Source organism: Bradyrhizobium sp. BTAi1 (assembly GCF_000015165.1).
GTDB lineage: Bacteria > Pseudomonadota > Alphaproteobacteria > Rhizobiales > Xanthobacteraceae > Bradyrhizobium > Bradyrhizobium denitrificans.
Window position 1 is genome coordinate 2,300,103 of sequence record NC_009485.1, and the last position, 23,084, is coordinate 2,323,186.

A 23,084-nucleotide genomic window follows, 5' to 3' on the forward strand; every position below is an offset into this window, starting at 1 on the left:
ATGGACAAGACCATCAACAACAAGGCCTGGTTCCTGGTCCTGCCGGTGTTCCTGCTGGTCGCGTTCTCCGCGATCCTGCCGCTGATGACGGTCGTGAACTATTCGATGCAGGACACGTTCGGCAACAACCAGTTCTTCTGGAACGGCGTCGGCTGGTTCAAGGAGCTGCTCGATCCCTCGACCGATCTCGGCGGTCGCTTCCTCGCCTCGCTCGGCCGCAACCTGATCTTCTCGCTCGCCATCCTGGCCATCGAGGTGCCGCTCGGCATCGTCGTGGCGCTGTCGATGCCGCGCGACGGCTGGACCGTCGCCTTCTGCCTCGTCGTGCTGGCGCTGCCGCTGCTGATTCCGTGGAACGTGGTCGGCACCATCTGGCAGATCTTCGGCAGGCCCGACATCGGCCTGCTTGGCTATACGCTGACGAGCATGGGGATCGACTACAATTACGTCTCCAACGATCTCGATGCCTGGGCCACCGTGATCGTGATGGACGTTTGGCACTGGACGAGCCTCGTCGCGCTGCTGTGCTATGCCGGCCTGAAATCGATTCCCGACGCCTATTACCAGGCGGCGCAGATCGACGGCGCCTCGCGCTGGGCGGTGTTCACCGCGATCCAGCTGCCCAAGATGCATCGCGTGCTGCTGATCGCCGTGCTGCTGCGCTTCATGGACAGCTTCATGATCTACACCGAGCCGTTCGTCGTGACCGGCGGCGGGCCGGGCAATTCGACGACCTTCATCTCGATCGAGCTCGTCAAGATTGCGCTCGGCCAGTTCGACCTCGGCAAGGCGGCCGCGCTGTCGCTGGTCTATAACCTGATCATCCTGATCGTGTGCTGGGTGTTCTACACCATCATGACCAATGCCGGCGCCGAGCGCCGGCCGGCCGAGGGGGGCGCGTGATGAACACGATTCCGGGCCGTCGCGTCATCATGGCGGTGTTCCTGGTCTTCCTGCTGTTGCCGATCTATTGGCTCGTCAACATGAGCTTCAAGACCAACAACGAGATCGTCACGACGATGACGCTGTGGCCGCATCAGCCGACGATCGCAAACTACATGCGGATCTTCACCGACGAGAGCTGGTATTCCGGCTACATCAACTCGCTGAAATACGTCATCCTCAACACGGTGATCTCGATCCTGGTGGCGCTGCCGGCGGCCTACGCGTTCTCGCGCTACCGCTTCCTCGGCGACAAGCACCTGTTCTTCTGGCTGTTGTCGAACCGCATGGCGCCGGCCGCGGTCTATGCGCTGCCGTTCTTCAACCTCTATTCGGCGATCGGCCTGTTCGATACGCCGTGGGCGGTGGCGCTGGCGCATTGCATCTTCAACATTCCGCTCGCCGTCTGGATCCTCGAGGGCTTCGTGTCGTCGGTGCCGCGCGAGATCGACGAGACCGCCTTCCTCGACGGCTACTCGTTCCCGCGCTTTTTCGTGAAGATCCTGGTGCCGCTGATCGCGAGCGGCATCGGCGTCGCGGCCTTCTTCTGCTTCATGTTCTCCTGGGTCGAGCTCTTGCTCGCGCGCACCTTGACCTCGGTCGATGCCAAGCCGATCTCGGCGGTGATGACCCGCACCGTCTCGGCGTCCGGCATGGATTGGGGCCTGCTGGCGGCCGCCGGCGTGCTCACGATCATCCCCGGCGCGCTCGTCATCTGGTTCGTCCGCAACTACATCGCGCGCGGCTTCGCGCTGGGACGGGTGTGATGATGCACGTGCCACGCCATAGCCTCCGTTCCGCTTCCTCCGCTTGCGGGGGAGGCCGAATCGCGTCGTCAGATGCGATGCGGGTGGCATCTCTCCTCTCGGGCAGCCGGACTCGCGGCGCCCCCACCCTAACCCTCCCCCGCAAGCGGGGGAGGGGGCTCACCACCGCCTGGAGCTGATAGCCATGGACAGCATCGCATGGATGGCCTGGACCGCGCCGACGGCGATCTTCTTCGTGGCGCTGGCGTGTACGCTCGGCGTCATGACGCTGTTGGCCGCGCGCTATCCCGAGGCGGAGCGCGTCGGTGTGCTGCGCATTCCGACCACGCGCGGCGACCGCCTGTTCATTTCGCTGATCACGGCCGCCGTCATCCATCTCGCATGGATCGGCCTGGTCGGCACCGATACGATTGCGACCTTGCCGATCGGTGAGGAAGGGTTTGAGGTTTCGAGCCTGTGGCTCGCGACCGCAATTTCGCTTGCGTCAGCCGTTGCGATCTTCCGCACCGTCTGACGCAGGTGAAAAGGGGCAGATCCGGGGGCAACCCGGACCTGGATACGTCTGTCGCTGCAAGGAGGAAACCATGCGACACTTGAAACCTAGGAAGCATCACCTGACCAAGGCGAGCTATCTTGCGATGACCAGCGCTGTCGCGCTGTTCGCCGCGACCATGACGCTGTCCGCGCCGGCCCGTTCGGACGACGCCACGATCCAGAAATGGATCGACAGCGAATTCCAGCCTTCGACCCTGTCGAAGGAAGAGCAGCTGAAGGAACTGCAGTGGTTCGCCAAGGCGGCCGAGCCGTTCAAGGGCATGGAGATCAACGTCGTCTCCGAGACCATCACCACCCACGAATACGAAGCCAAGACGCTGGCCAAGGCGTTCAGCGAGATCACCGGCATCAAGCTGAAGCACGACATCATCCAGGAAGGTGACGTCGTCGAGAAGCTGCAGACCCAGATGCAGTCCGGCAAGAACGTCTATGACGGCTGGATCAACGACTCGGACCTGATCGGCACTCACTTCCGCTACGGCCAGACCATCGCGCTGTCGGACTACATGAAGGGCGAGGGCAAGGACGTCACCGACCCCTATCTCGACGTCAACGACTTCATCGGCAAGTCGTTCACGACCGCGCCGGACGGCAAGCTCTATCAGCTGCCCGACCAGCAGTTCGCCAACCTCTATTGGTTCCGCTACGACTGGTTTACCAACCCGGAGTACAAGGCGAAGTTCAAGGCCAAGTATGGCTACGACCTCGGCGTGCCCGTGAACTGGTCGGCCTATGAAGACATCGCCGAGTTCTTCACCAACGACATCAAGGAGATCAACGGCGTCAAGGTCTATGGCCACATGGACTATGGCAAGAAGGACCCCTCGCTCGGCTGGCGCTTCACCGACGCCTGGCTGTCGATGGCTGGCAACGGCGACAAGGGCATCCCGAACGGCCTGCCGGTCGACGAATGGGGCATCCGCATGGAAGGCTGCCGTCCGGTCGGCTCCTCGGTCGAGCGTGGTGGCGACACCAACGGACCGGCGGCGGTCTACTCGATCACCAAATATCTCGAGTGGATGAAGAAGTATGCGCCGCCGCAGGCGCAGGGCATGACCTTCTCGGAGGCCGGCCCGGTTCCGGCGCAGGGCAACGTCGCCCAGCAGATCTTCTGGTACACCGCCTTCACCGCCGACATGGTGAAGCCCGGCCTGCCGGTCGTGAACGCGGACGGCACGCCGAAATGGCGCATGGCCCCGTCGCCGCATGGCGCCTATTGGAAGGAAGGGATGAAGCTCGGCTATCAGGACGCCGGCTCGCTGACGCTGCTGAAGTCGACCCCGCCGGATCGCCGCAAGGCGGCCTGGCTGTACCTGCAGTTCATCGTCTCCAAGACGGTGTCCCTCAAGAAGAGCCATGTCGGCCTCACCTTCATCCGTGAATCCGACATCTGGGACAAGTCGTTCACCGAGCGTGCGCCGAAGCTCGGCGGCCTGATCGAGTTCTACCGCTCGCCCGCGCGCGTGCAGTGGACCCCGACCGGCAACAACGTGCCCGACTATCCGAAGCTGGCGCAGCTGTGGTGGCAGAACATCGGCGACGCGTCGTCCGGTGCGAAGACCCCGCAAGCCGCGATGGATGCGCTCGCAGCCGCCCAGGACTCTGTCCTTGAGCGTCTCGAGAAGTCCAAGGTGCAGGGCGAGTGCGGTCCGAAGCTGAACAAGAAGGAATCGGCCGAGTTCTGGTTCAACAAGTCGGCCAAGGACGGCAACATCGCTCCGCAGCGCAAGCTCGCGAACGAAAAGCCGAAGGGCGAGACGATCGACTACGACACGCTGATCAAGTCGTGGCCGGCCAGCCCGCCCAAGCGCGCCGAAGCGAAGTGATCGCACACCACCGTGACCGCCCGGCTTGACCGGGCAGTCCACGACACCGCGGCGTCACGGCGGAGCGGAAGACCAGAGAGATCGAAAGGCCGGGAGCGATCCCGGCCTTTTGTTTTGCCCGCAGCCGCGCATGGTTCCGTCCGGGAATTATTCCCGAGCAACCCGGGACATATTCCACGTCGCAAGTGCCTTGAAGGCGATGAGGACAGGCTGCACTCTTCCGCAGCGGAATTGTTGCGGTGTTCGCCGCGACTTTGCCCCAACGACGCGAAACAACAAGGCCACGACTGATCCGGCGTCGCGCGATGCGATCGCACGTCCGGATTCGGGATCATCAAACCACGCGGCCAGCGAGGGAGTCGGACCATGGACCAGGCGAACATCGCCAGTCTCGCGAGCACGCTGCCGGAAGCGCTGTCCCCCTGGACCATGTTCCTGCAGGCCGACATGGTCGTGAAGGCGGTCATGATCGGGCTGGCGCTCGCGTCCGTCGCGACCTGGACCGTTCTGGTCGTGAAGACGATTCAGCTCCGTGCGGCGCTCCGCGTGGCGCGCGTTGCGCTCGGCACCGCGGTCACGGCCCACTCCTTGGCGAATGCGGCGGGATCCGAATCCGCGCAAGAGGGGGTGGTGGGTCGCCTGCTCGCCGTCGCCGAGGACGAGATCGACAAGTCACGCGGCCTTCCGGCTGATGGCATCAAGGAGCGCGTCGCGTGGCAGTTCGAGCGGGTCGAGGCGGCTGCGGTGGCCCGGATCGGCCGCGGCATCGGCATTCTCGCCACCGTGGGCGCTGTGGCGCCCTTTGTGGGTCTGTTCGGCACCGTCTGGGGCATCATGAACAGCTTCATCGGCATCTCGCATGCCCACACCACCAACCTCGCGGTGGTCGCGCCGGGCATTGCGGAGGCGCTGCTGGCCACCGCCTTCGGCCTGGCGGCCGCGATCCCGGCCGTTGTCATCTACAACCTTTTCGCGCGCGCAACCGGCGGTTATCGCGCGGTCATCGCCGATGCGTCGGTGGCCGTGATGCGGCTGCTGAGCCGCGATCTCGATCGTCAGCACGCGGCCTCGACCGAAGCGCGGCGTGGCGCGATCCGGGCGGTGGATACGTCGCTGCTGTCGATCGCCAATCCGGCGGAGTGAGCGATGGCCGTCAAGCTCGCCAAGCGTCCTGATGAGTTCGAGGAGACGCACGACATCAATGTGACGCCGTTCATCGACGTCATGCTGGTGCTGCTCATCATCTTTATGGTGGCCGCGCCGCTGGCGACCGTCGATATCCCGGTCAACCTGCCGGCGATCTCGGCGGAGCCGCAGCCGCGCGCGGAGACGCCGGTTTTCGTGACCTTCAAGGCCGACCGTTCGCTTGCGGTCGGCGATCAAAGCGTGGCGCAGGCCGACATCGCCGCCTCGCTCGATGCCGCGACGAAGTCCGACCATGGCCAGCGGGTGCTGCTGCGCGCCGACCAGACGCTGCCCTATGGCGAGGTGATGGCGCTGATGAACACGCTGCGGCGCGCCGGCTACACCAAGGTGGCGCTGGTCGCATTGGAAGACCGGAGCGTGCCGTGAGCGTCCTGACGCTCGATCCGTTCGAGGATGACGAGCGCCGCGAGCGGACGTTGTGGACCATCGCCGCGCTGGTCGTGGCCGCGCTGCATGTCGGGCTGGCGGCGGGCTATTTGCTGCTGCGTCCTGCGGCCCAAGGGCGCGCCGAGGCGCCGGCCTTCGATGTGGTGTTCACGCCGGCCGTGGTCAGCGATCCCGCGCCCGCGGCCCAGGATGCGCCGCCGGCCGATCCCACGCCGCCGGTCGAGCCACCGAAGGAAGAGCCGGTCAAGGAGGAGCCCGTCGCGCGCGAAGCCGTGGCCGAGCCGGTCCCGCAGCCTCCGCCTGATCCGGAGCCGCAGGTCATGGCTCAGCCGGATCCGGTGCCCGAGGTCGCTCCCGCGCCCGAGCCCGCGCCTCAGGTTGCGCTGGCGCCAGAGCCGCCACGCGTCGATGACATCGTGCTGCCGCCGCCGCTGCCCAAGCCGGTCGAGGCCAAACCGCCGGAGCAGAAGCCGGCCCCGGTGCCCGAGCGCGTCGAGCGCAAACCGGTCGAGAAGAAGGAAACGCAGGAGAAGGCCGAGAAGAAGCCCGCACCGCCGAAGCCGGCTGCGGCGCAGGCGAGCCGTCCGTCGCGCGTCGCATCTGCTCCCAACCCTGGCGAGGACAGTGTCGGTGCGCGCGAGGGGCAGGCAAGCTGGAATGCCGAAGTGGTGGCGCATATCCGCCGCTACGTCGCCTATCCGTCCGACGGCAATGGCGCAAGCGGGACCGCCATCGTCAATGTCGTGATTGATCGCAACGGGCGGCTGGTGTCGCGCCGGCTCGCTGGCAGCTCAGGCTCGCCGGCGCTGGATCGCGCGGCGCTGTCCATCATCGAACGCGCCGCACCGTTTCCGCGCTTTCCGCCCGTCATGAAACAGGCGCAGGAAACACGCTCGGTGCCGTTGCATATGAGGCCGCGCTGAGCGGCCTCACGATCGTCTGCTCACTTCGAGCATTCGGTGAGATCGGTATCGCGCACGACGAACTGCGCGCCTTCCTTGAGCTCGATGTTCTTGGCCACGCAGGTGCGTCCGGCCTTGTCGGCGAGCTTGATATCGTAGCGGCCGGATTTGACGCCGACCAAGGTCATGCGCTCATTGTGGTCGACCTCGCCCTCGTCGTCGTTCTTGCACTGATCGGTGCCCCAGCTCTTGGTGCCTGCTGCCGCCAAATACATTTTCACGATGGTCTGGCCGGTGCGGTTGAGAAAGCGCGGACCGTCCTCGGCAAAGGCGGCCGAGCCGGCCAGCATGAGAACAGCGCAGGTGGTGACGAGGCGACGCATGATGAGCTTCCTTGTGTTGTGATCGAAGATGAGGTGCCGCGGCAGATCAGGTCCGTGTCAAAAATCCTTGCCGATGCTGGTCTTGACCGCGAGGCCGCGCGAGGCATTGGTCAGGCCGTAGCCGACGCCGAAGCTGAATTCGAAGCCTTTGAACTTGGTATCGGCGACCGCATAGAGCGTCTGCATCTGCTGGTTCCACGGCAGGATATGGCCGATTGGTCCGAGATTGGAGAAGTGCTCGATGCCAACGGTCCAGCGGTCGTTGAGGCGTTTGACGAAGCGGACCGATGGCTCGAAGGCCGAGCCGGCGCCGTCGATGCCGAAGGTCATGTTGGCGTTGAAGATCAACTGATAATCATTGGGCAGATTGACGCCGATGATCGGCGTGAACATTTGCGCCACGCGCGGCGTGGCTTCCTGTACGAAGCGCGGCGCGCCCGGCTGGCCGGCGCCGGCCTTGTTGGCGACCCACAGATCCGGCGTGAGTCCTCCCTGCGGCGCCAGGATGGTGCGCGACACCAGGCCGAGAAAGACCGTGCGTTCGAGGCGATCACCCTGGATGAAAGTCTGCCTGATCGTCACGCCGCCGGACTGGAAGGAGTAGCCGGGCACGCCATTGTCCATCACATTGCCCAGCGTCATCGGCACATTGGCGCGCGCGAAGGCGTAAGGCGACGTCAGCGCGATCTCATACCATTCGGTCGGCGAATAGCCGATCTCGGTCTCGCCGGTGATCGCGCGCTGCGGTACGCGCTGGCCGCCATTCTGCTGCTGTGGATTGAACGTGGTGACATAGCCGAAGCGCTGCTCGATCTGGAAATGCCCGGGCGAGGCGGGGTCGTTGCCCTGGATCTCCTCGGCTGATGCGCCGAATGGCATGAGCAGGAGGGCAGCAGTGGTCACGCACCATCGCGATTGTCTTTGCTGTCTTGCGATGCCGGCCGACTGCATATCCTCGTGCTCCCCTGCGACGAGGAGCTATCGAGTCGGCGCGGCGAAAACATGCGGGGCGACCGGCTGAAAGGTGACACAATCGGGAAACGATGAGCTGCTGTGTGCCCCATTTTGTCAGCTGCGTTCTTGTATAGCCGCCAATAGGGATGTTTTGGCAAGGCAAGCGGGACTTTTTGACCGGCGCAATGTGGCAGCCAACTCGCGAACGAATCGCAGCGCGGCAATGAATGTGGCGCGGTGCAAACACATTGAGGTCATAGAGCGGGGAAAACATGCATGACCGCATGCATGCTGACTCCCAAATCAGCCAGAGAATGGAGCCGCCCGTGCTCAAAGCTATTGTTCATCGCCGCCGATCTTCCACTCCGTGGGGACGGCTGGGCGCGATCACGATTCTCTTGCTGTCCTTCATGCTGCTGTCGGATGGACATGCATTCGCGCGAGAGCAGTCACTGCGCGACGAATTGGAAGCTTGGTGGAAACATAGCCATACCGGCACGAAGGCTGCAGACAAGACCTGCGTGACATCCGAGGCCGGCTGCACGAAGCGCAAGATCGTTCGGAGACGCGGCGCGAAAGCGACGGCGGCGGATGCGGCGGAGGCCGGAGGTCACGTCGGGCGAGCCAGGCGTGTGTCGTTGGGGCGCGCCGTCCTCCCAGCCGCGCAGGCCAAGGGCGGCGTGGACACGATGATGCACAGCGGGACGCAGCGGCGGCGCGCCGCCAAGCGAGGACGCGACGTCGCCGCCAACAGCCGCGGCGAGGCCCGAGACGCGGCGGGTGCCGACCTGGAGATGTCGCCCCGTCGCGACCGCCCTGGGCGGTATTTCCTGCATGGCCCGAGGTTCTAGTCCCGGCACCCCGCTGGGAAATTCCCGAACGTCTCCCTATTGCACTTGCGAAATCGGAAACCGTCTCATAGGTCAGGGCGTGCGTGTTGCGTCGTCTGCGAAGCCGATGATGCTCGCATGAGTTGTTACTGCGCCATTCATCGCCGCCCTGGTCGGACGGCGGAGACAGAGGATCAATTCGATGAATTGGAAACTGATGATGACGGCGGCTGCTGCTGTGGCCATGACGGCGATGGTCGGCACGGCCACGATGGCGGCCAGCGCGCCCGCCACCTCCAAGCTGCTCACCTCGATCGACCCGGACAAGGACGGCACTGCCGACATGAACGAGGTTCGTGCCGCGGCGGGAGCACTGTTCGATCGTCTCGACCGCGATCATGATGGCACGCTCGATGCCAAGGAGCTCCGCGGCCGCGTGTCGGCCAAGGACCTGAAGGCTGCTGATCCCGACAATGACGGCACGCTGACCAAGGACGAATATCTCGCGCTGGTCGAGGGACGCTTCAAGGCCGCCGATCCCGACAATGACGGCACGCTCGATTCGAAAGAGTTGAAGTCGGTGGCCAAGCTGCTGAAGTGAGGCGCGCGGCCCCCCGCGAGCCGACCAAACCTGATCAGGAGGGCCTGCGATGGCAAACCGTCGCGGGCCCTTTTATTTTGAGGCGGATGCGCGACTTTTGAGGCGGATGCGCGACGCGGCTTTGAAGGCGGATGCGCGTCGTGGGCCGGCAAGTCGTATGAACATCCGGTCGCCGAGATTGTCACAGCCTCTTACAGGCTCGGGCGCGACATCTCGACCGCCAGCCGAACCAAGTCCGGAAGGCTGCGCGCCCCGAGCTTCTGTCGCAGCCGGTAGGTCAGGTTGATGACGGTCTTGTAGCTGATCCCGAGCTGATCCGCGATCGCCTGATAGGATTTCGCCTGCCCGAGCAGCGCGAGCGCCTGACGCTCACGCTGGGTCAGCGCTGTTGCTGCAGTGCCGTCGGCATCCTTGCGCAATAACGCAATGCGCTTGGCAAGCTGCGGATCGAGATAGGTGCCGCCCGATCGGATCTGATCCAGCGCCTTCGGCAGTTCGTGCGGCGGTGCATCCTTGAGCAGATAGCCGCTCGCGCCGGCGTCGATCGCCGAGCGGACGATTCGCGGGTCGGCGAGCATGCTGAAGACCAGGATCCTGGCCCCGGGGTCGTGCGAGCGCATGCGCTGAATCAGGCCGATCCCGCCCAATTCCTGGCTCTGCAGGCGAAGGTCGACCACCGCCGCGTCCGGGCGCTCGCGCACAAAGGCCTCATAGGCGCTTTCGGCATCATGCGCTTCGGACAGCTCCCCGATCCCGGCCTCGCTCAGCAGCCAGCGGCAGGCCGCAACCACGACCGGGTGGTCGTCAACGAGCAGAACGCGATACATCCGATGAAGGTCTCTTCCTTGGCTACCGGTATCCGCCGGGCGTTCGTCCACCATGCAGGTTCCGTTGCAAACCGGACCCGCGGCGACAATGCGGCCGCTCCGTGGAGACGGCTTGGCAAAATGATTGCCCATCTAAGGTTACGGGAAGATTGTCCCTATGGGGCGAAGAATATTGCCCGTTGCGAGGAACATGGCCGCTATTTACCAATAATAACGTTTGTAATCGTGTCATCCGACCGGCTTCACGTGCTGGCCGCCCAGGGGCGTGGGCGTGCGTGGAAGCGGGAGACAAGAAACTGGGGGACGTCTTGACCAGACTGTCAGCGCTGAAGAGCGCGCTTCTTGCCACGTGTGCGTTGCTACCTGCGGCTGCGTTCGCGCAGCAGACACTCCAGACCATCGAGGTTGTCGGTGTGGCGCCGGTGCCGGGCGCCGAAATCGACCGCGACAAGGTCCCGTCCAATGTCGAGACGATCGGCGCGCGCGAGCTTGATCACAGCCGCGCGCCATCGCTGCTCGACAACATTCTGCGCTCGGTGCCGGGCGTCTCGCTGAGCGACCAATCCGGCAACGCGTTCCAGCGCAATCTGGACTATCGCGGCGCGACGGCATCCCCCGTGCCGGGCACCCCGCAAGGCATTGCCGTGTATCAGAATGGCAGCCGCATCAATGAGGCGTTCGGCGACGTCGTGAACTGGGACCTGATCCCGGAGATGGCGATCGCGCGCATGACCCTGATGCCGAACAATCCGCTGTTCGGTCTCAACGCCACCGGCGGCGCGCTGTCGATCGAGATGAAGAACGGCTTCACCTATCAGGGCACCGAGGCGCAGCTCTGGGGGGGCTCCTATGGCCGCATTCAGTCCGGTGCGCAGACCGGCTGGACCAACGGCAATGTGTCGGCTTACGTCGCGGCAGAAGGCGCCTATGACCGCGGCTGGCGCGATCACTCGTCCTCGTCGCAGGTCCGGCGCATGTATGCCGACCTTGGTCTGCGCGGTGATACGACCGAATTCCATCTGTCGTTCACCGGCGCCGACAACAAACTGGGTTCGGTGGCGGCAACGCCGATCGAGATGCTCAATCAGCGCTGGTCCAGCGTCTACACCTGGCCGCAGTCGACCCGTCTGCAACTCGCCTTCCTGCAGGCAAGCGCCAAGTGGACGCCGACCGATGCCTGGACCGTCCAGGCCAACGCCTATTACCGCGCCTACCGCGCGTCCCATGTCGACGGCAACGGGACTGAGGCCCAGGCCTGCGACGACAATGGGGCGTTCCCCGGGGAATTCTGTTTTCAGGATGATGCCACGGGGGCGGAGTTTCCGATCAATCGCAATAGCGCGTCTGTGAATAACCTGCCGGCCAACACGGCGCTCGGTGCGATCGATCGTAACTGGACCAAGTCGAACAGCTATGGCGGCTCGCTGCAGGCGGCCAACACCGCCCAGCTGTTCGGGCATGACAACCATTTCGTGGTGGGCAGCAGCGTCGATCACGGCCGCTCCAACTTCCAGGCGACGTCCGAGCTCGGAACCGTCGATGGCAACTTCTTCGTCACCGGCACCGGCGTCTTCATCGACCAGCCGCAGGCGAATGTCGCGCCGGTGAACCTTGGGGCGAAGAACACCTATGTGGGCGTCTATGCGACCGATACGTTCGATATCACGTCGCAGCTGGCGTTCACCGCTGGCGGTCGGTTCAATTACGCCCAGATCAATCTGCAGGACGAGACCGGGCTCAATCCGGCGCTGAACAGCCGCAATAATTTCCAGCGCTTCAATCCGGTGGTCGGCTTCACCTACAAGTTCACGCCGGGCCTCACCGCTTATGCCGGCTATTCGGAGGCCAATCGCGCCCCGACCCCGCTCGAGCTCGGCTGTTCTGATCCGGCCAATCCTTGTCTGATCGACAACTTCCTGATCGCGGATCCGCCGTTGAAGCAGGTGGTGTCGCGGACGATCGAAGGTGGTCTGCGCGGCGAGATCTCCGGCGGCCGCTCGGCCTATGCGGCGGTTGCGCCCTATCGCAAAGCGCCGCCCTTGGTCGAGAATGACGGCTGGCGGCTGCGGTGGGGTATCAGCCTGTTCCGGACGCAGAACTCCGACGACATCATCAATGTCGCCAGCCTGGCGCGTCCGAACGCCGGCTACTTCACCAATGCAGGAACCACCCTGCGTCAGGGCGTCGAGGCCAAGGTCGACCTGACCTGGGATCGTTGGGCCGCCTACGCCAACTACACCTTCGTCGACGCCACGTTCCGCAGTTCGTTCAGCGTCAACGATCCGAATCTCCAGGCCGTCGTCGCCGTGACGCCCGGCAGTCACATCCCGGCCATCCCCGCGCATCGTCTGAAACTCGGTGCCGAGTATGCCGTGACCGACGCCTGGAAGGTCGGCGCCGACATGAACTATATCGGCAGCCAGTATCTGCTGCGCGACGAGGCCAACACCTATCCCAAGGTGCCGGCCTACTGGGTCGTCAATCTGCACACGTCCTATCAGGTGACGAAGAACGTGGAGCTGTTTGGGATGGTGCAGAACCTTTTCAACAAGCGCTATTATTCCGCCGGAACGGTGTTTGATCCGAAAGGCTTCAACAATTCGACCGAGGGGGCGGCCAATCTGGTCACCTTCAACGATCCCCGCAGCATGCTGCCGGGCATGCCGCTCGCGGTCTATGCCGGCTTGAAGGCAACGTTCTAAAGCGTGCGGACGCCTGCAGGATCATAGCTGCGCGTTTGCGCCGCCGCGGCCGATCCCCACCGCGGCTAAAGGCCGGGAGCAATCCCGGCCTTTTTATTTGGCTCGCTCCAGTCGGATCATTGCGATCCGTGCAGAGCCACGGCGTTGGCTGGCGCTCGCTGGCGTCGCGACGAATACATCACGCGAGAACAGTCCGATGAGACATCGCGTTGCGAGCGGGACAATTTCCGTCGCGCATTGGATTTGATCCTGCGTGTGCCGAGAAACTTTCGCCTTGCTCATGCACGGTATTGTTCAGATAAATTCAGAAACAAATAACTAATCAGTAATTTTTGCGTAGCTCGGGGGACGGCAGTTGGATTCGAAGATCAGGAAGCGCAGCGAAGCGGCTGCCGCAGGCGTTGTGCTGCTGTCCGCATGGATGACGACCGGCGGCGCAAAGGCCGAATGTACGACGCCTGGTGTGGCCGTCAGTTGCAGTGGGAGCATCACAACGGCCGTCACGGTATATGACGCGGCAGCGGCTACCGCGACGCCCGCGAGCGGAAGTAACGCCTACACGCCGGCGAACCCGGCTTTCCCCGCAAGGGGCTACAATCCAAATCCGCCGACGGCGATCATCACGCTGGACGCGACAGCCAACCGCACCCTCGTCACCAACACCCAGGCGGGTCTCGCCGATCGCGGCATGATCGCCGCCAACTTCTCGAATGCCGAGAACCCGGCCGTCAACAACGTGGTGATCAACAATGCCGGCTGGCTCAGCCTCACCACCAGCCAGCTGAGCGCCGGCCGGCTGCACGTCGTCGTCGCCGACAGTCAGGTCAACCGGTTTACGGTCAACAACACCGGCACGCTGGCGGCGACGCAGAATGTCTTCAGTACGTTCGATCCGGCCCGGCTCACCGTCTCGACCGGGGCCACCGCGACGGCGCGCTATAACGGCACCAATCTGGCGATCATCTCGGCGCTCTATTCCGACGACAACACCAACAGCTTCGTGCTGAACAACCGGGCCGGCGGGACTGTGTCGGCGACCGGCCATTTTGCTGCCGCCTATTACGGCCGGGCCGCGACGATCATCGCCAACTCCGGCACCATCGCCAACACGGACTGGACGGCGGCGAGCCGCTTCTACGACGGCCATTGGGCGATCGCTGCCTTCGCCGGCGCCGAGTTCAGGACGGTTGCCGGCAGCAACCCGGACACGCCGCTTTATGCGTTCGACAGCAATGGCAATGTGACGGTGAGTGAAACCAAGACGCTGAACCTGACCAACACGGCAGGCGGCGTCATCAAGGGCGACATCCTGGCGCTGGATACCAATCCGTTGACAACCGCGGCTGGACGAGCGTCGGGCCAGGCATTTCCGCTGACAGGCAGCGGCTCCAATTCGGGTCCGCGCGACAGCGTCATCGCCAATGCCGGGCTGATCCAGGGCAACCTCTATCTCGGTTCGGGCGCGCACAACGTCACCAACAGCGGCACGATCTCCGGAAAGATCGAGGTCGACCAGAGCGCCTCGCGCGGGTCGTTCACCAAGGGGATCGCAGGCACTGCGGCCGGCACCTTCAGCAGCTCGGGGACGGGGACCGATGCGGGCGGCAGGGCCTGTCCGGCCGCCGGCACCAACACCACCGATCCGCTCTGTGCCGCGACCACCGCCCAGGCCGCCAGCTTTTCTGGCGCGCGCAATTTCAGGCTGGTCAACAGCGGCAGGCTGGATGGCGATATCACGATCATCGATCAGAGGGGGGCGTCCAACACCATCTTGCTCAGGGGCACCGGTTTTAGCGGCAATGTCGTGGCTCGGAACGGCATCGGCAGCAACGCGCTGACACTGGACGGGGTGACGAGCCTCGCCAGTGTCGTCAATTTCGGCATGCTCGATCTGATGAAATCGCAGGTGACGGTCAACAGCGTCAACGGCGTGCAGCTCGTCGACAATGCCGTGCTGCGCACCACGATCTATGGACCGGGCGGCACCGCGGCAGCGCCGTCGACCAATCTCGGCAACATCAGTGGCAGGCTGGCCTTTGCGGGCACCGGCACGATCGCCCCGCGGCTTCAGGGCATCGTGCGCGACGGCGATGTCTACCGTGTGGCGACCTCGGTCTCGACCGCGCCGCTCAACGTCGATTTTTCCGGCGCGCTCGTGAGCTTCAATGCGGATAGCACGACCGGTGCGCTGTTGCTGAAGGCCAATGTGCGGTCACCGGCGAGCATCGCCGGACTCTCGCCGAGCAGCCTCGCGGCACTCGATCATCTGGTCGGCTATCGCGGCGGCAACGCGCAATTGCAGGCGCTGGGCGGCGCGGTCCAGAGCCTGCGCAGCGACAACGAGGTGCGCCGCGCCGGCGACCAGCTGCGCCCGTTCGTCAACGGGGCGCAGATCGAGGTCCCGCTGGCGACTGCCGCGCTGCTGCAGGGCCAGATCGACAACCGCCTCACGGCTGCGGCGGCCGGCGCGTCGCCGAACGCGCGCGTCGCCTCGGCCTTCGCCGATGACACAGACCCGCTGACCTCGGTGCTGCTGGCCTTTGCCCCAACCAAAGCGCGTCCGACCTTGAAGGCGCCGGCCGTGGTGCCCGAGCCCGAGCGCACGGTGTGGGGCAGCCTGATCGGCACCAACATCTCGCAGCGCGAGGTCGGCGGTGTCGCGGGCTATGCCGGCAACACCGGCGGGCTGGTGGCGGGCATCGATCAACGGATCGGCAGCGCGTCACGCATCGGCGCCGCGTTCGGCTACGCCGCCAGCGCGATGGACGACAAGACGGCAGCGGGCGACTCGGTCGGCATCCAGCATTACCAGGGCACGGTGTACGGCGCCTATGTTCAGCCGTCCTGGTACGTCAGCGGATCCGCCGGCGTCGCGCTGCTCGACTACACCACCACGCGCCGCATCGGCTTCGCGGGCTTTGCTGACAGCGTGTCGGGCAGCCACAAGGGATGGTTGACCGTGGGCCGCGCCGAGCTCGGCGTCCCCGTGAAGGTGGATCAGGCCGTGCTGACGCCCTTCGCCGGGGTCGCGTTCGCTCATCTCGACCAGCAGGGCTACACCGAGGCCAGCGCGGCCGGGGCAGCGCTCACCATCGCCAAGCAGACCACCAACTCGGTCCGCTCCAATCTGGGCCTGCGTTCGATGATTCCGCTTCTGGTCACATCGACCTACGGCTTCGGCCTGGAGACGCTCGCGGCATGGCGGCACGAATTCGGCAACACGGCGCAGACCGTCACGGCGGGCTTTGCCGGAGGCGCCGGCACGTTCTTCGCCGCCGGACCATCGCCCACGCGCGACACAGCGGAGCTCGGCGCCGCGCTGAAGCTGATCGCGTTCGGCGACCGGCAGTCGCTTTCGCTCGGCTACAACGCCGTGGTGGGAAGCGCCTATCTCGAGCAGTCGGCCGTGCTGAAAGTTCGCGCCGAGTTCTGAGCTCCCCCAGCACCGGATGGACGTGCGCGGCAGCTCGCGAAGAGGCCGGGAGCAATCCCGGCCTCTTCGTTCGTCGTATGGATGCCTGTCGAACAGCAAGCCTGGAAGCTGATTCGCTGCGCCTCTTCGTCGGACGACGACCGCGTGTCGTGATCGGCCCTGATCATGGTGGGTGCCGGGAGGTTCTCCCGGGCTTAACGAGAACAGCTCAGCGCCTGGCATTGGAATTTACGACGACGGCGCGATGCACGCCGATCGTCCTCGCCAACTACGAACTTCCGCCATGAAGCTCATCGAACTGTTGCGCATCCTTTGCAGCGAGCAACGAGGTGCAGACATGTCCGACCGGCCGTCAACATTCGAACCGATCAGCGCATCAGGACCGATGGCCTCGCGTCGGCCGACCGTCCTCCGTCGCACGCTCGGAGCCATGGCGTTGCTCATTCTCTCGGCCGGTCTCGCGATGTGGTGTCCGCTCCGATGCGACGCGACGGCGCGCGATCTCGACGGGCGTTATGCGAACTCGCCGCTCAAGGCCTGGTTCGAAAGTCTTCGCTCGGCCAAGGGGCCGTGCTGCTCGGATGCGGACGGGACCGCGCTGTCCGATATCGATTGGGAGATGCAGGATGGCCGCTACCGGGTGCGGATTGAAGGTCTATGGTGGGACGTTCCGGAGGACGCTGTCGTCGCCGGGCCCAATCGCGCCGGCCGGACGATGGTCTGGCCGGTCTATTATCGCCAGCTCGACAAGGTGCTGCGCATCGAAGTGCGCTGCTTTCTGCCGGGAAGCATGACCTGAGGGGGACCATCCAAAGTGGTGGTGAGACCGCAGAGCGGCGGTCTCACCAGGTTTGCGGGGCGTGAACGCGCGACGCCGGGCGCTATTCTGCTGCCTGAGACGCCTGCAGCGTGGGATAGTCGGTGTAGCCCTTGGCGCCGCCGCCATAGAGTGTCGCGCGATCGAGCTCGTTGAGCGGTGCGTTCTGCTTGAGCCGCTCGACCAGGTCCGGATTGGCGATGAAGGGCCGCCCGAACGCGATCAAATCGGCGGCGTTGGCATCGAGCTGCTTGTTGGCCAGCGCGAGGTCGTAGCCATTATTGGCGATGTAGGTGCCCTTGAAGCGCTTGCGCAGCGAGGCATAGTCGAACGGCGCCACGTCGCGCGGGCCGCCGGTCGCGCCCTCGATGACATGGATGTAGACGAGCTTCAGCGCGTTGAGCTGGTCGACGATATAGTCGAACAGGGCCTGCGGATTGGAATCGGAGATGTCGTTCGCGGGGGTCACCGGCGACAGGCGGATGCCGGTCTTGTCGGCGCCGATCGCCTCCGAGACCGCCTTGGCGACCTCCAGCATCAGCCGGGCGCGGTTCTCGATCGATCCGCCATAGGCATCGGTGCGCTTGTTGGCGCCGTCCTTGGCGAACTGGTCGAGCAGATAGCCGTTGGCGCCATGAATCTCGACGCCGTCGAAGCCGGCTTCGATCGCGTTCAGCGCGGCCTGCTTGAACGCCTGGACGATCCCCGGGATCTCGGCGAGCTCTAGCGCGCGGGGCGCCGAGACATCGGTGAAGGCGCCGCCGACAAAGGTCTTGGTCTTGGCGGCGATCGCCGACGGGGCGACGGGCGCGCCGCCATGAGGCTGCAGCGAGACATGTGAGATGCGGCCGACATGCCAGAGCTGGATGAAGATGCGCCCACCCTTGGCATGTACCGCGTCCGTGACCTTGCGCCAGCCGGCGATCTGCTCCTTGGAGTAGATGCCGGGCGTGTCCTGGTAGCCCTGGCCCTGCTGCGAGACCTGGCTGGCCTCGGAGATCAAGAGGCCGGCGCTGGCGCGCTGGGCGTAATAGGTGGCGGTCAGCGGGCCGGCGGCCAGGCCTTCGACGGCGCGGTTGCGCGTCAACGGTGCCATCACGGCGCGATTGGCGAGAGTGATCGGACCAAGCTTGTACGGCTCGAACAGTTTCGATGTGCTCATCGGCTCTTCCCTTGGAGAGGACAGGTGAGGGTCAATTGTGCATTGCCGCAGACGGCACAATGGCCCGAGCCATTCCAAAAATGCGGGTGGGTTCCGCGCAAGTGGCGCAGGATGGAATTCCATCCAGGGCGTCGTTTGCAGCAGGAAATGGTCAAGGCTGGCGTGTTGCTCTGTCGGCCCAAGCGCTTGACGGGTTCGGCCCTGAGATTCACCTGAACTACGGCAGCGTGACACCGGTCAATTCGGCCAATCTGGCGATGAGTTTGTCCTGGAACGTCCGTTCGACTGCCTCCTCGGCCGGTTCCTGCTGCCGGAGGTGATGCCAATAGCGTCCGCTGACCAGGGCTTCGGGATCGTCGCTGACCGCCAGCCAGGTCTGGGTCCGCTGTCCGGTTTCGATGTCGACAGGGGCGCTCGTCCCACCCATTCTCGTCTGCACCCAACCGGGATCGACCGCGTTGCTCAGCACCTCTGGCCAGAGCCGCGCCAGCGCCAAGGCCAGCGCCACGACGTGCAGCTTGGTCTCGGCATAGGCCTTTGCCGAATCCCACGGGCGCGTCGTCCAGTCGAGATCGGTCAGCGAGCCTTCTCCGCCGCGGTGCAGCCCGCTGCTGAGATACACCAGTCGGGCGGGGCGTTCGATCAGCGCTGTCAGCACGTACGGCGCGAGCGTGTTGATGGCGAGGGTGGTGGCATGTCCTTCCGGAGTCGCGCCGCGATCCGGTTGAGAATAGACGCCGGCATTATGGATGATCGCGTCCATGCGCCCGATCGCATTGACCTGGTCTGCGATGCGCCGCGTCTCCTCGGCGCTGCGGAGATCGCCCACCGCGATCCCGGCCGCGCGCGATCCGAGCTCGCCGAGCGCCGCGGCGCGATCGGCCGAGCGCGCATGCAGCACCACCCGATGGCCCTGATCGAGCAGCGATTGCGCCGCGGCCCGGCCGAGCCCGTCCGCGCTCCCGGTAATGAAGACGATGGCCATACGCTGGTTCTCCGAATGCTCACGGCGGCATTTAGCTGCGACGGCGCCAGCCCGCAACTCGGGCGTCCCGCCCGCGCAGACCCGAACCCGATCGGGTACGGCTGCCGATCACAACGCCTTGCGCGCGATCATAGCAGCATCAGCTCACTGCGGATCGTAGCCGGGCTTCTTGTAGATCGTGTCAGCCTTGTCGATGATGTCGGGCCTGTACACTTTTGCCGTCCACTCGTTCGGGGTGACATCTTCGATGCCGACCGAGACCGAGTCTTCGCCGGAATTGAGCGTGCGTGTCACCGCTTCGGTGAGGGCCCGTGCGAGCGCCTGCTTCTGTTGTTCGGACCTGCCCGGGTAGAGTTTGACGATAACGTGAGGCATTGCCGTTGTCCTTTGGCCGAGGATGATCAGCGCGTGGCAGTGGTCGTCGCCGGCGCGGCCTGAGCGCGCGGCGTGTTGCCGCGCATCCGCGCCAGCAGCTCTGCCGTCGGCCAGGAATCTGCGGGCAGGCCGAGCCGCAGCTGCATGGTCTTGACGGCGATGCGGCTCTGCTGGCCCAGCACGCCGTCGACCTTGCCGACGTCGAAGCCGGCTTTCACCAGCAGCTGCTGCAGCTCCTTGATCTCGTTGAACGGCAGTTGCGCGACCGGGCCGCTGGCTTTGCGCATCGGCGCGGCGCCGGCGATGCGGGTGGCGAGATAGGCCGCGGTGGTCGAATAGATCAGCGAATTGTTCCATTCGGTGTAGGCGGCGAAATTGGCATAGGCCAGGAACGCCGGGCCGTTGCGGCCCATCGGCAGCAGCACGGACGCTTCCAGCGCATCATTCGGCAGCGGCCGTCCGTCGGCATAGGTCACGCCGAGGCCGATCCATTTGCTGCGCGGCGCCTTGACGGTGAGATCGGCCTGCTCCCAGGGGAAGGTTGGAGGCACGCGGATCTCCTCCAGCCAGGGCTCGCCGCGGCGCCATTTGAGGCCGGTCGCGATATAGTTGGCGGTCGAGCCGATCACGTCGGGCGCGCTGCGCAAGAGGTCGCGGCGGCCGTCGCCGTCATAGTCGACGGCATAGGTGACATAATGCGTCGGCAGGAACTGGGTCTGGCCGAGCTCGCCGGCCCAGGAGCCGATCATCTCGGTGGGCGAGAGGTCGCCACGGTCGATGACTTTCAGCGCGGCAATGGTCTCGTTCTGGAAGCGCTCGCTGCGGCGGCAATCATAGGCCAGCGACACCAGCGAGGGCAGCACCGGCAGGTTGCCCATATTGGCGCCGAAATCGCTCTCCAGGCCCCAGAACGCCGCGATGACCGCCGGCGGCACGCCATAGTCCTTCTCAGCGCGGGCGAATGCCGCCGCATGCATCTTGATATGCTGCTGGCCGTTCTGCATCCGGTAGACCGCCGCCATGCGGCCGGCGAATTCGGTGAACAGCTGGCCGAATACGCGCTGGCCGCGGTCGCGGTTGACGATGCCCTGGTCGTAGGTGAGGTAGGGCGATGCTGCGGCGATGGCGCGCTGCGACACGCCTTCGGCCACGGCGCGCTGCTTCAGCTCGGCGAGAAAGCGGTCGAAGCTCTGGCCGTTATGACAGGAGGCGGCGCGCATCGAGGGCGCCGGCTTCGGTCGGGGCGCAGCCGCCTCCGGCGCCATTTGCGCCGACGCGCCGACAACCAGCATGAAGGAGGTCGCGAGCGCGCTGAAGGTCACGCGCAAGGCAGTCGAAGAGCTTCGCATCCGGTCTCACCGATGGCTGTCTAATTCCTTGTCGGACCATCGATATCCGATCCGGGGTGCGGCAGGGAAGGGGGCGCGCGAAGAGCGAATAGGGAACGGCAAGACCCCTATTCGCCACTCGCTATTCGCCATTCACTTTTTTACGCCACCTTGGCCAGCGCCGCCTGCGCCTCGCTCTGGATGCGCTTGAGATGTTCGGCATCGCGGAAGCTCTCGGCATAGAGCTTGTTGACGTCCTCGGTGCCGGACGGCCGCGCCGCGAACCAGCCATAATCGGTCTCGACCTTGATGCCGCCGAACGACTGGCCGTTGCCGGGCGCTTTGGTGTGCACGACGCGGACCGGATCGCCGGCGAGCTCGGTCAGGTTCAACTGCTCCGGCGTCAGCGCCTTCAGCGCGGCCTTCTGTGGCGGGCTCGCCGGGACGTCGATCCGCTCATAGACCGGCGCACCCAGCTCCGACGTCAGCTCCTTGTAGAGCTCGCTCGGATCGCGGCCGCGCCTGGCCATGATCTCGGCCGCGAGCAGGCCGAGGATGAGGCCGTCCTTGTCAGTGGTCCAGACCGTGCCGTCGCGCTTGAGGAACGAGGCGCCGGCGCTCTCCTCGCCGGCAAAGCCGAAGCTGCCGGAGTGAAGGCCCTCGACGAACCATTTGAAGCCGACGGGCGTCTCGACCAGCTTTCGCCCGAGCTTGCGTGCGACGCGGTCAATCAGGGAGCTCGACACGATGGTCTTGCCGATCGCAGCGTCGCTGCGCCAGTCGGGCCGGTGCGCGAACAGATAGGAGATCGCGGTCGCCAGATAATGGTTCGGATTCATCAGGCCGCCCGAGCGCGTCACGATGCCGTGACGATCGGCATCGGTGTCGTTGGCGAAGGCGACGTCGAAGCGCTCGCGCATGCCGATCAGGCTCGCCATCGCGTAAGGTGACGAGCAGTCCATGCGGATCTTGCCGTCCCAATCCGCGGTCATGAAGCGGAAAGTGGGATCGACGAGATCGTTGACGATGGTGGCGTTGAGCCCGTAGCGCTCGATCAGCGGCGCCCCATAGGCGATGGCGGCGCCGCCGAGCGGATCGATGCCGATCTTGACGCCTGCGGCCTTGATGGCGTCGAGGTCGACCGTGTTGGCGAGGTCGGCGACATAAGGCGTGATGTAGTCGTAAGGATGCACTGAGCCGCGCTGCCTGGCTTTCGTGTAGCTGATGCGCGACACGCCATCGAGTTCGTTGGCCAGATAGATATTGGCCTGCCGCTCGATCTCCCCGGTGGCATCGGTGTCGGCCGGGCCGCCATGCGGCGGATTGTACTTGTAGCCGCCATCTTCTGGCGGGTTATGCGACGGCGTGATGACCACGCCGTCGGCGAGGTGCTCCGTACGGCCCTTGTTGTAGGCGATGATGGCGTGCGAAATCACCGGCGTCGGCGTGTAGCCGCCGTCCTTGTCGACCATCACGTCGACGCCATTGGCGCCGAACACTTCGAGCGCGCTGGCGAGGGCCGGCTCGGCGAGGGCGTGGGTATCGATGCCGACGAACAGCGGACCATCAAGCCCGTGCTGACGTCGGTAGTCACAGAGCGCCTGCGTGGTGGCGAGAATGTGGTTTTCGTTGAAGCCCGTCTTGAGCGACGAGCCGCGATGGCCGGAGGTGCCGAACGCGACCCGCTGGGTCGGCTCATGCGGATCGGGCTTGAGCGCATAATAGGCCGTGATCAGCCGCGGAATGTTGGCGAGCGCGGCATTGGCGAGCGGCTTGCCGGCAGCGGGGTCAATCTTGGCCATGGAGCATCCTTCGCAGGTTCGAAAAACGGCAGCGGCGGCGGTTCGTTCCGCGTGGCAGGCCTTGCGGCCACGATTGCCTCCGCTGTCCCGACAACAGCCGCACCATGGCCGCGGCGGGCGCTCCGATCAACGGCGAAAATCAGCCGGCATGGCCGGATAGGCTCCTATCGGCGCGGGGGCAGCCCGGCCGGATCCGCCGCTTTGTGCGCGGGCTATTAACCACGCGGCGCTGTCCGAGCCGCCCGCGGCCGCCGCTTAAGCGTGAGTTTAACGCATCCCGATCGAGATGGTGAGCAAAGC

Annotated in this window: 20 protein-coding genes; 12 read left to right on the top strand and 8 right to left on the bottom strand. The window is 65.0% G+C overall.

All coding sequences use genetic code 11. The features are described from left to right. The 7 genes from BBTA_RS10355 (at position 1) to BBTA_RS10385 (ending at position 6,606) form a co-directional block, all read left to right on the top strand. Complete coding sequence (locus BBTA_RS10355) at positions 1-903, top strand: carbohydrate ABC transporter permease (RefSeq protein ID WP_012042432.1); 903 nt, start codon at positions 1-3, stop codon at positions 901-903. Next, positions 903-1,709 (top strand): carbohydrate ABC transporter permease, encoded by an 807-nt coding sequence (locus tag BBTA_RS10360; protein WP_012042433.1) that lies wholly within the window; start codon positions 903-905, stop codon positions 1,707-1,709. The genes BBTA_RS10355 and BBTA_RS10360 overlap by 1 nt, the downstream gene beginning before the upstream one ends. A gap of 184 nt (positions 1,710-1,893) precedes the next feature. After that, positions 1,894-2,223 (top strand): DUF2160 domain-containing protein, encoded by a 330-nt coding sequence (locus tag BBTA_RS10365; protein WP_012042434.1) that lies wholly within the window; start codon positions 1,894-1,896, stop codon positions 2,221-2,223. Between the two features lie 124 nt (positions 2,224-2,347). Beyond that, positions 2,348-4,090, top strand: a complete 1,743-nt coding sequence (locus BBTA_RS10370; RefSeq protein ID WP_012042435.1) for an ABC transporter substrate-binding protein — start codon at positions 2,348-2,350, stop codon at positions 4,088-4,090. A gap of 366 nt (positions 4,091-4,456) precedes the next feature. Then, on the top strand, positions 4,457-5,233 hold the full coding sequence (gene exbB, locus BBTA_RS10375; RefSeq protein WP_012042436.1) for a tonB-system energizer ExbB: 777 nt from the start codon (positions 4,457-4,459) through the stop codon (positions 5,231-5,233). 3 nt (positions 5,234-5,236) lie between these two features. After that, positions 5,237-5,662: a TonB system transport protein ExbD gene (exbD, locus tag BBTA_RS10380; RefSeq protein WP_012042437.1), complete on the top strand. Its 426-nt coding sequence runs from the start codon at positions 5,237-5,239 to the stop codon at positions 5,660-5,662. Then, positions 5,659-6,606: a TonB family protein gene (locus tag BBTA_RS10385; protein WP_012042438.1), complete on the top strand. Its 948-nt coding sequence runs from the start codon at positions 5,659-5,661 to the stop codon at positions 6,604-6,606. Before exbD ends, BBTA_RS10385 begins: the two co-directional genes overlap by 4 nt. Positions 6,607-6,626: 20 nt before the next feature. Here the strand turns inward: BBTA_RS10385 and BBTA_RS10390 are convergent, their stop codons facing one another. Together BBTA_RS10390 and BBTA_RS10395 are read right to left on the bottom strand one after the other, a co-directional pair. After that, the gene (locus tag BBTA_RS10390) at positions 6,627-6,968 is read right to left on the bottom strand and encodes a hypothetical protein (RefSeq protein ID WP_041750526.1); all 342 of its coding nucleotides are present in this window, start codon (positions 6,966-6,968) and stop codon (positions 6,627-6,629) included. 57 nt (positions 6,969-7,025) lie between these two features. Beyond that, complete coding sequence (locus BBTA_RS10395; RefSeq protein ID WP_012042440.1) at positions 7,026-7,871, bottom strand: hypothetical protein; 846 nt, start codon at positions 7,869-7,871, stop codon at positions 7,026-7,028. A gap of 323 nt (positions 7,872-8,194) precedes the next feature. On the opposite strand from BBTA_RS10395, the gene BBTA_RS38130 reads away from it, so the two are divergent. Together BBTA_RS38130 and BBTA_RS10400 are read left to right on the top strand one after the other, a co-directional pair. Next, positions 8,195-8,773, top strand: coding sequence for a hypothetical protein (locus BBTA_RS38130; protein ID WP_012042441.1), 579 nt, complete (start codon positions 8,195-8,197; stop codon positions 8,771-8,773). A gap of 223 nt (positions 8,774-8,996) precedes the next feature. Then, complete coding sequence (locus BBTA_RS10400) at positions 8,997-9,353, top strand: EF-hand domain-containing protein (protein ID WP_012042442.1); 357 nt, start codon at positions 8,997-8,999, stop codon at positions 9,351-9,353. Positions 9,354-9,544: 191 nt separating this feature from the next. Here BBTA_RS10400 and BBTA_RS10405 read toward each other — a convergent pair whose 3' ends face one another. Beyond that, a complete protein-coding gene (locus BBTA_RS10405; protein ID WP_012042443.1) occupies positions 9,545-10,180 on the bottom strand; it encodes a response regulator transcription factor in 636 nt (211 codons plus the stop codon). 308 nt (positions 10,181-10,488) lie between these two features. Here BBTA_RS10405 and BBTA_RS10410 point away from each other — a divergent pair, with 308 nt between their 5' ends. The 3 genes from BBTA_RS10410 (at position 10,489) to BBTA_RS10420 (ending at position 17,114) form a co-directional block, all read left to right on the top strand. Continuing rightward, positions 10,489-12,882: a TonB-dependent receptor gene (locus tag BBTA_RS10410; protein ID WP_012042444.1), complete on the top strand. Its 2,394-nt coding sequence runs from the start codon at positions 10,489-10,491 to the stop codon at positions 12,880-12,882. 355 nt (positions 12,883-13,237) lie between these two features. After that, positions 13,238-16,315, top strand: coding sequence for an autotransporter outer membrane beta-barrel domain-containing protein (locus tag BBTA_RS10415; protein ID WP_012042445.1), 3,078 nt, complete (start codon positions 13,238-13,240; stop codon positions 16,313-16,315). A gap of 430 nt (positions 16,316-16,745) precedes the next feature. Then, on the top strand, positions 16,746-17,114 hold the full coding sequence (locus tag BBTA_RS10420; RefSeq protein WP_172235495.1) for a hypothetical protein: 369 nt from the start codon (positions 16,746-16,748) through the stop codon (positions 17,112-17,114). 82 nt (positions 17,115-17,196) lie between these two features. Here the strand turns inward: BBTA_RS10420 and BBTA_RS10425 are convergent, their stop codons facing one another. The 5 genes from BBTA_RS10425 to pgm form a co-directional block, all read right to left on the bottom strand. Then, positions 17,197-18,294 (bottom strand): alkene reductase, encoded by a 1,098-nt coding sequence (locus BBTA_RS10425; RefSeq protein ID WP_012042447.1) that lies wholly within the window; start codon positions 18,292-18,294, stop codon positions 17,197-17,199. A gap of 217 nt (positions 18,295-18,511) precedes the next feature. Then, positions 18,512-19,279: an SDR family NAD(P)-dependent oxidoreductase gene (locus tag BBTA_RS10430; RefSeq protein WP_012042448.1), complete on the bottom strand. Its 768-nt coding sequence runs from the start codon at positions 19,277-19,279 to the stop codon at positions 18,512-18,514. 144 nt (positions 19,280-19,423) lie between these two features. After that, a complete protein-coding gene (locus tag BBTA_RS10435) occupies positions 19,424-19,654 on the bottom strand; it encodes a tautomerase family protein (protein WP_041750527.1) in 231 nt (76 codons plus the stop codon). A 26-nt stretch (positions 19,655-19,680) separates the two neighbouring features. After that, complete coding sequence (locus tag BBTA_RS10440; RefSeq protein ID WP_012042450.1) at positions 19,681-20,919, bottom strand: lytic murein transglycosylase; 1,239 nt, start codon at positions 20,917-20,919, stop codon at positions 19,681-19,683. A 224-nt stretch (positions 20,920-21,143) separates the two neighbouring features. After that, positions 21,144-22,784, bottom strand: coding sequence for a phosphoglucomutase (alpha-D-glucose-1,6-bisphosphate-dependent) (gene pgm, locus BBTA_RS10445; protein ID WP_012042451.1), 1,641 nt, complete (start codon positions 22,782-22,784; stop codon positions 21,144-21,146). Positions 22,785-23,084: the final 300 nt, after the last annotated feature.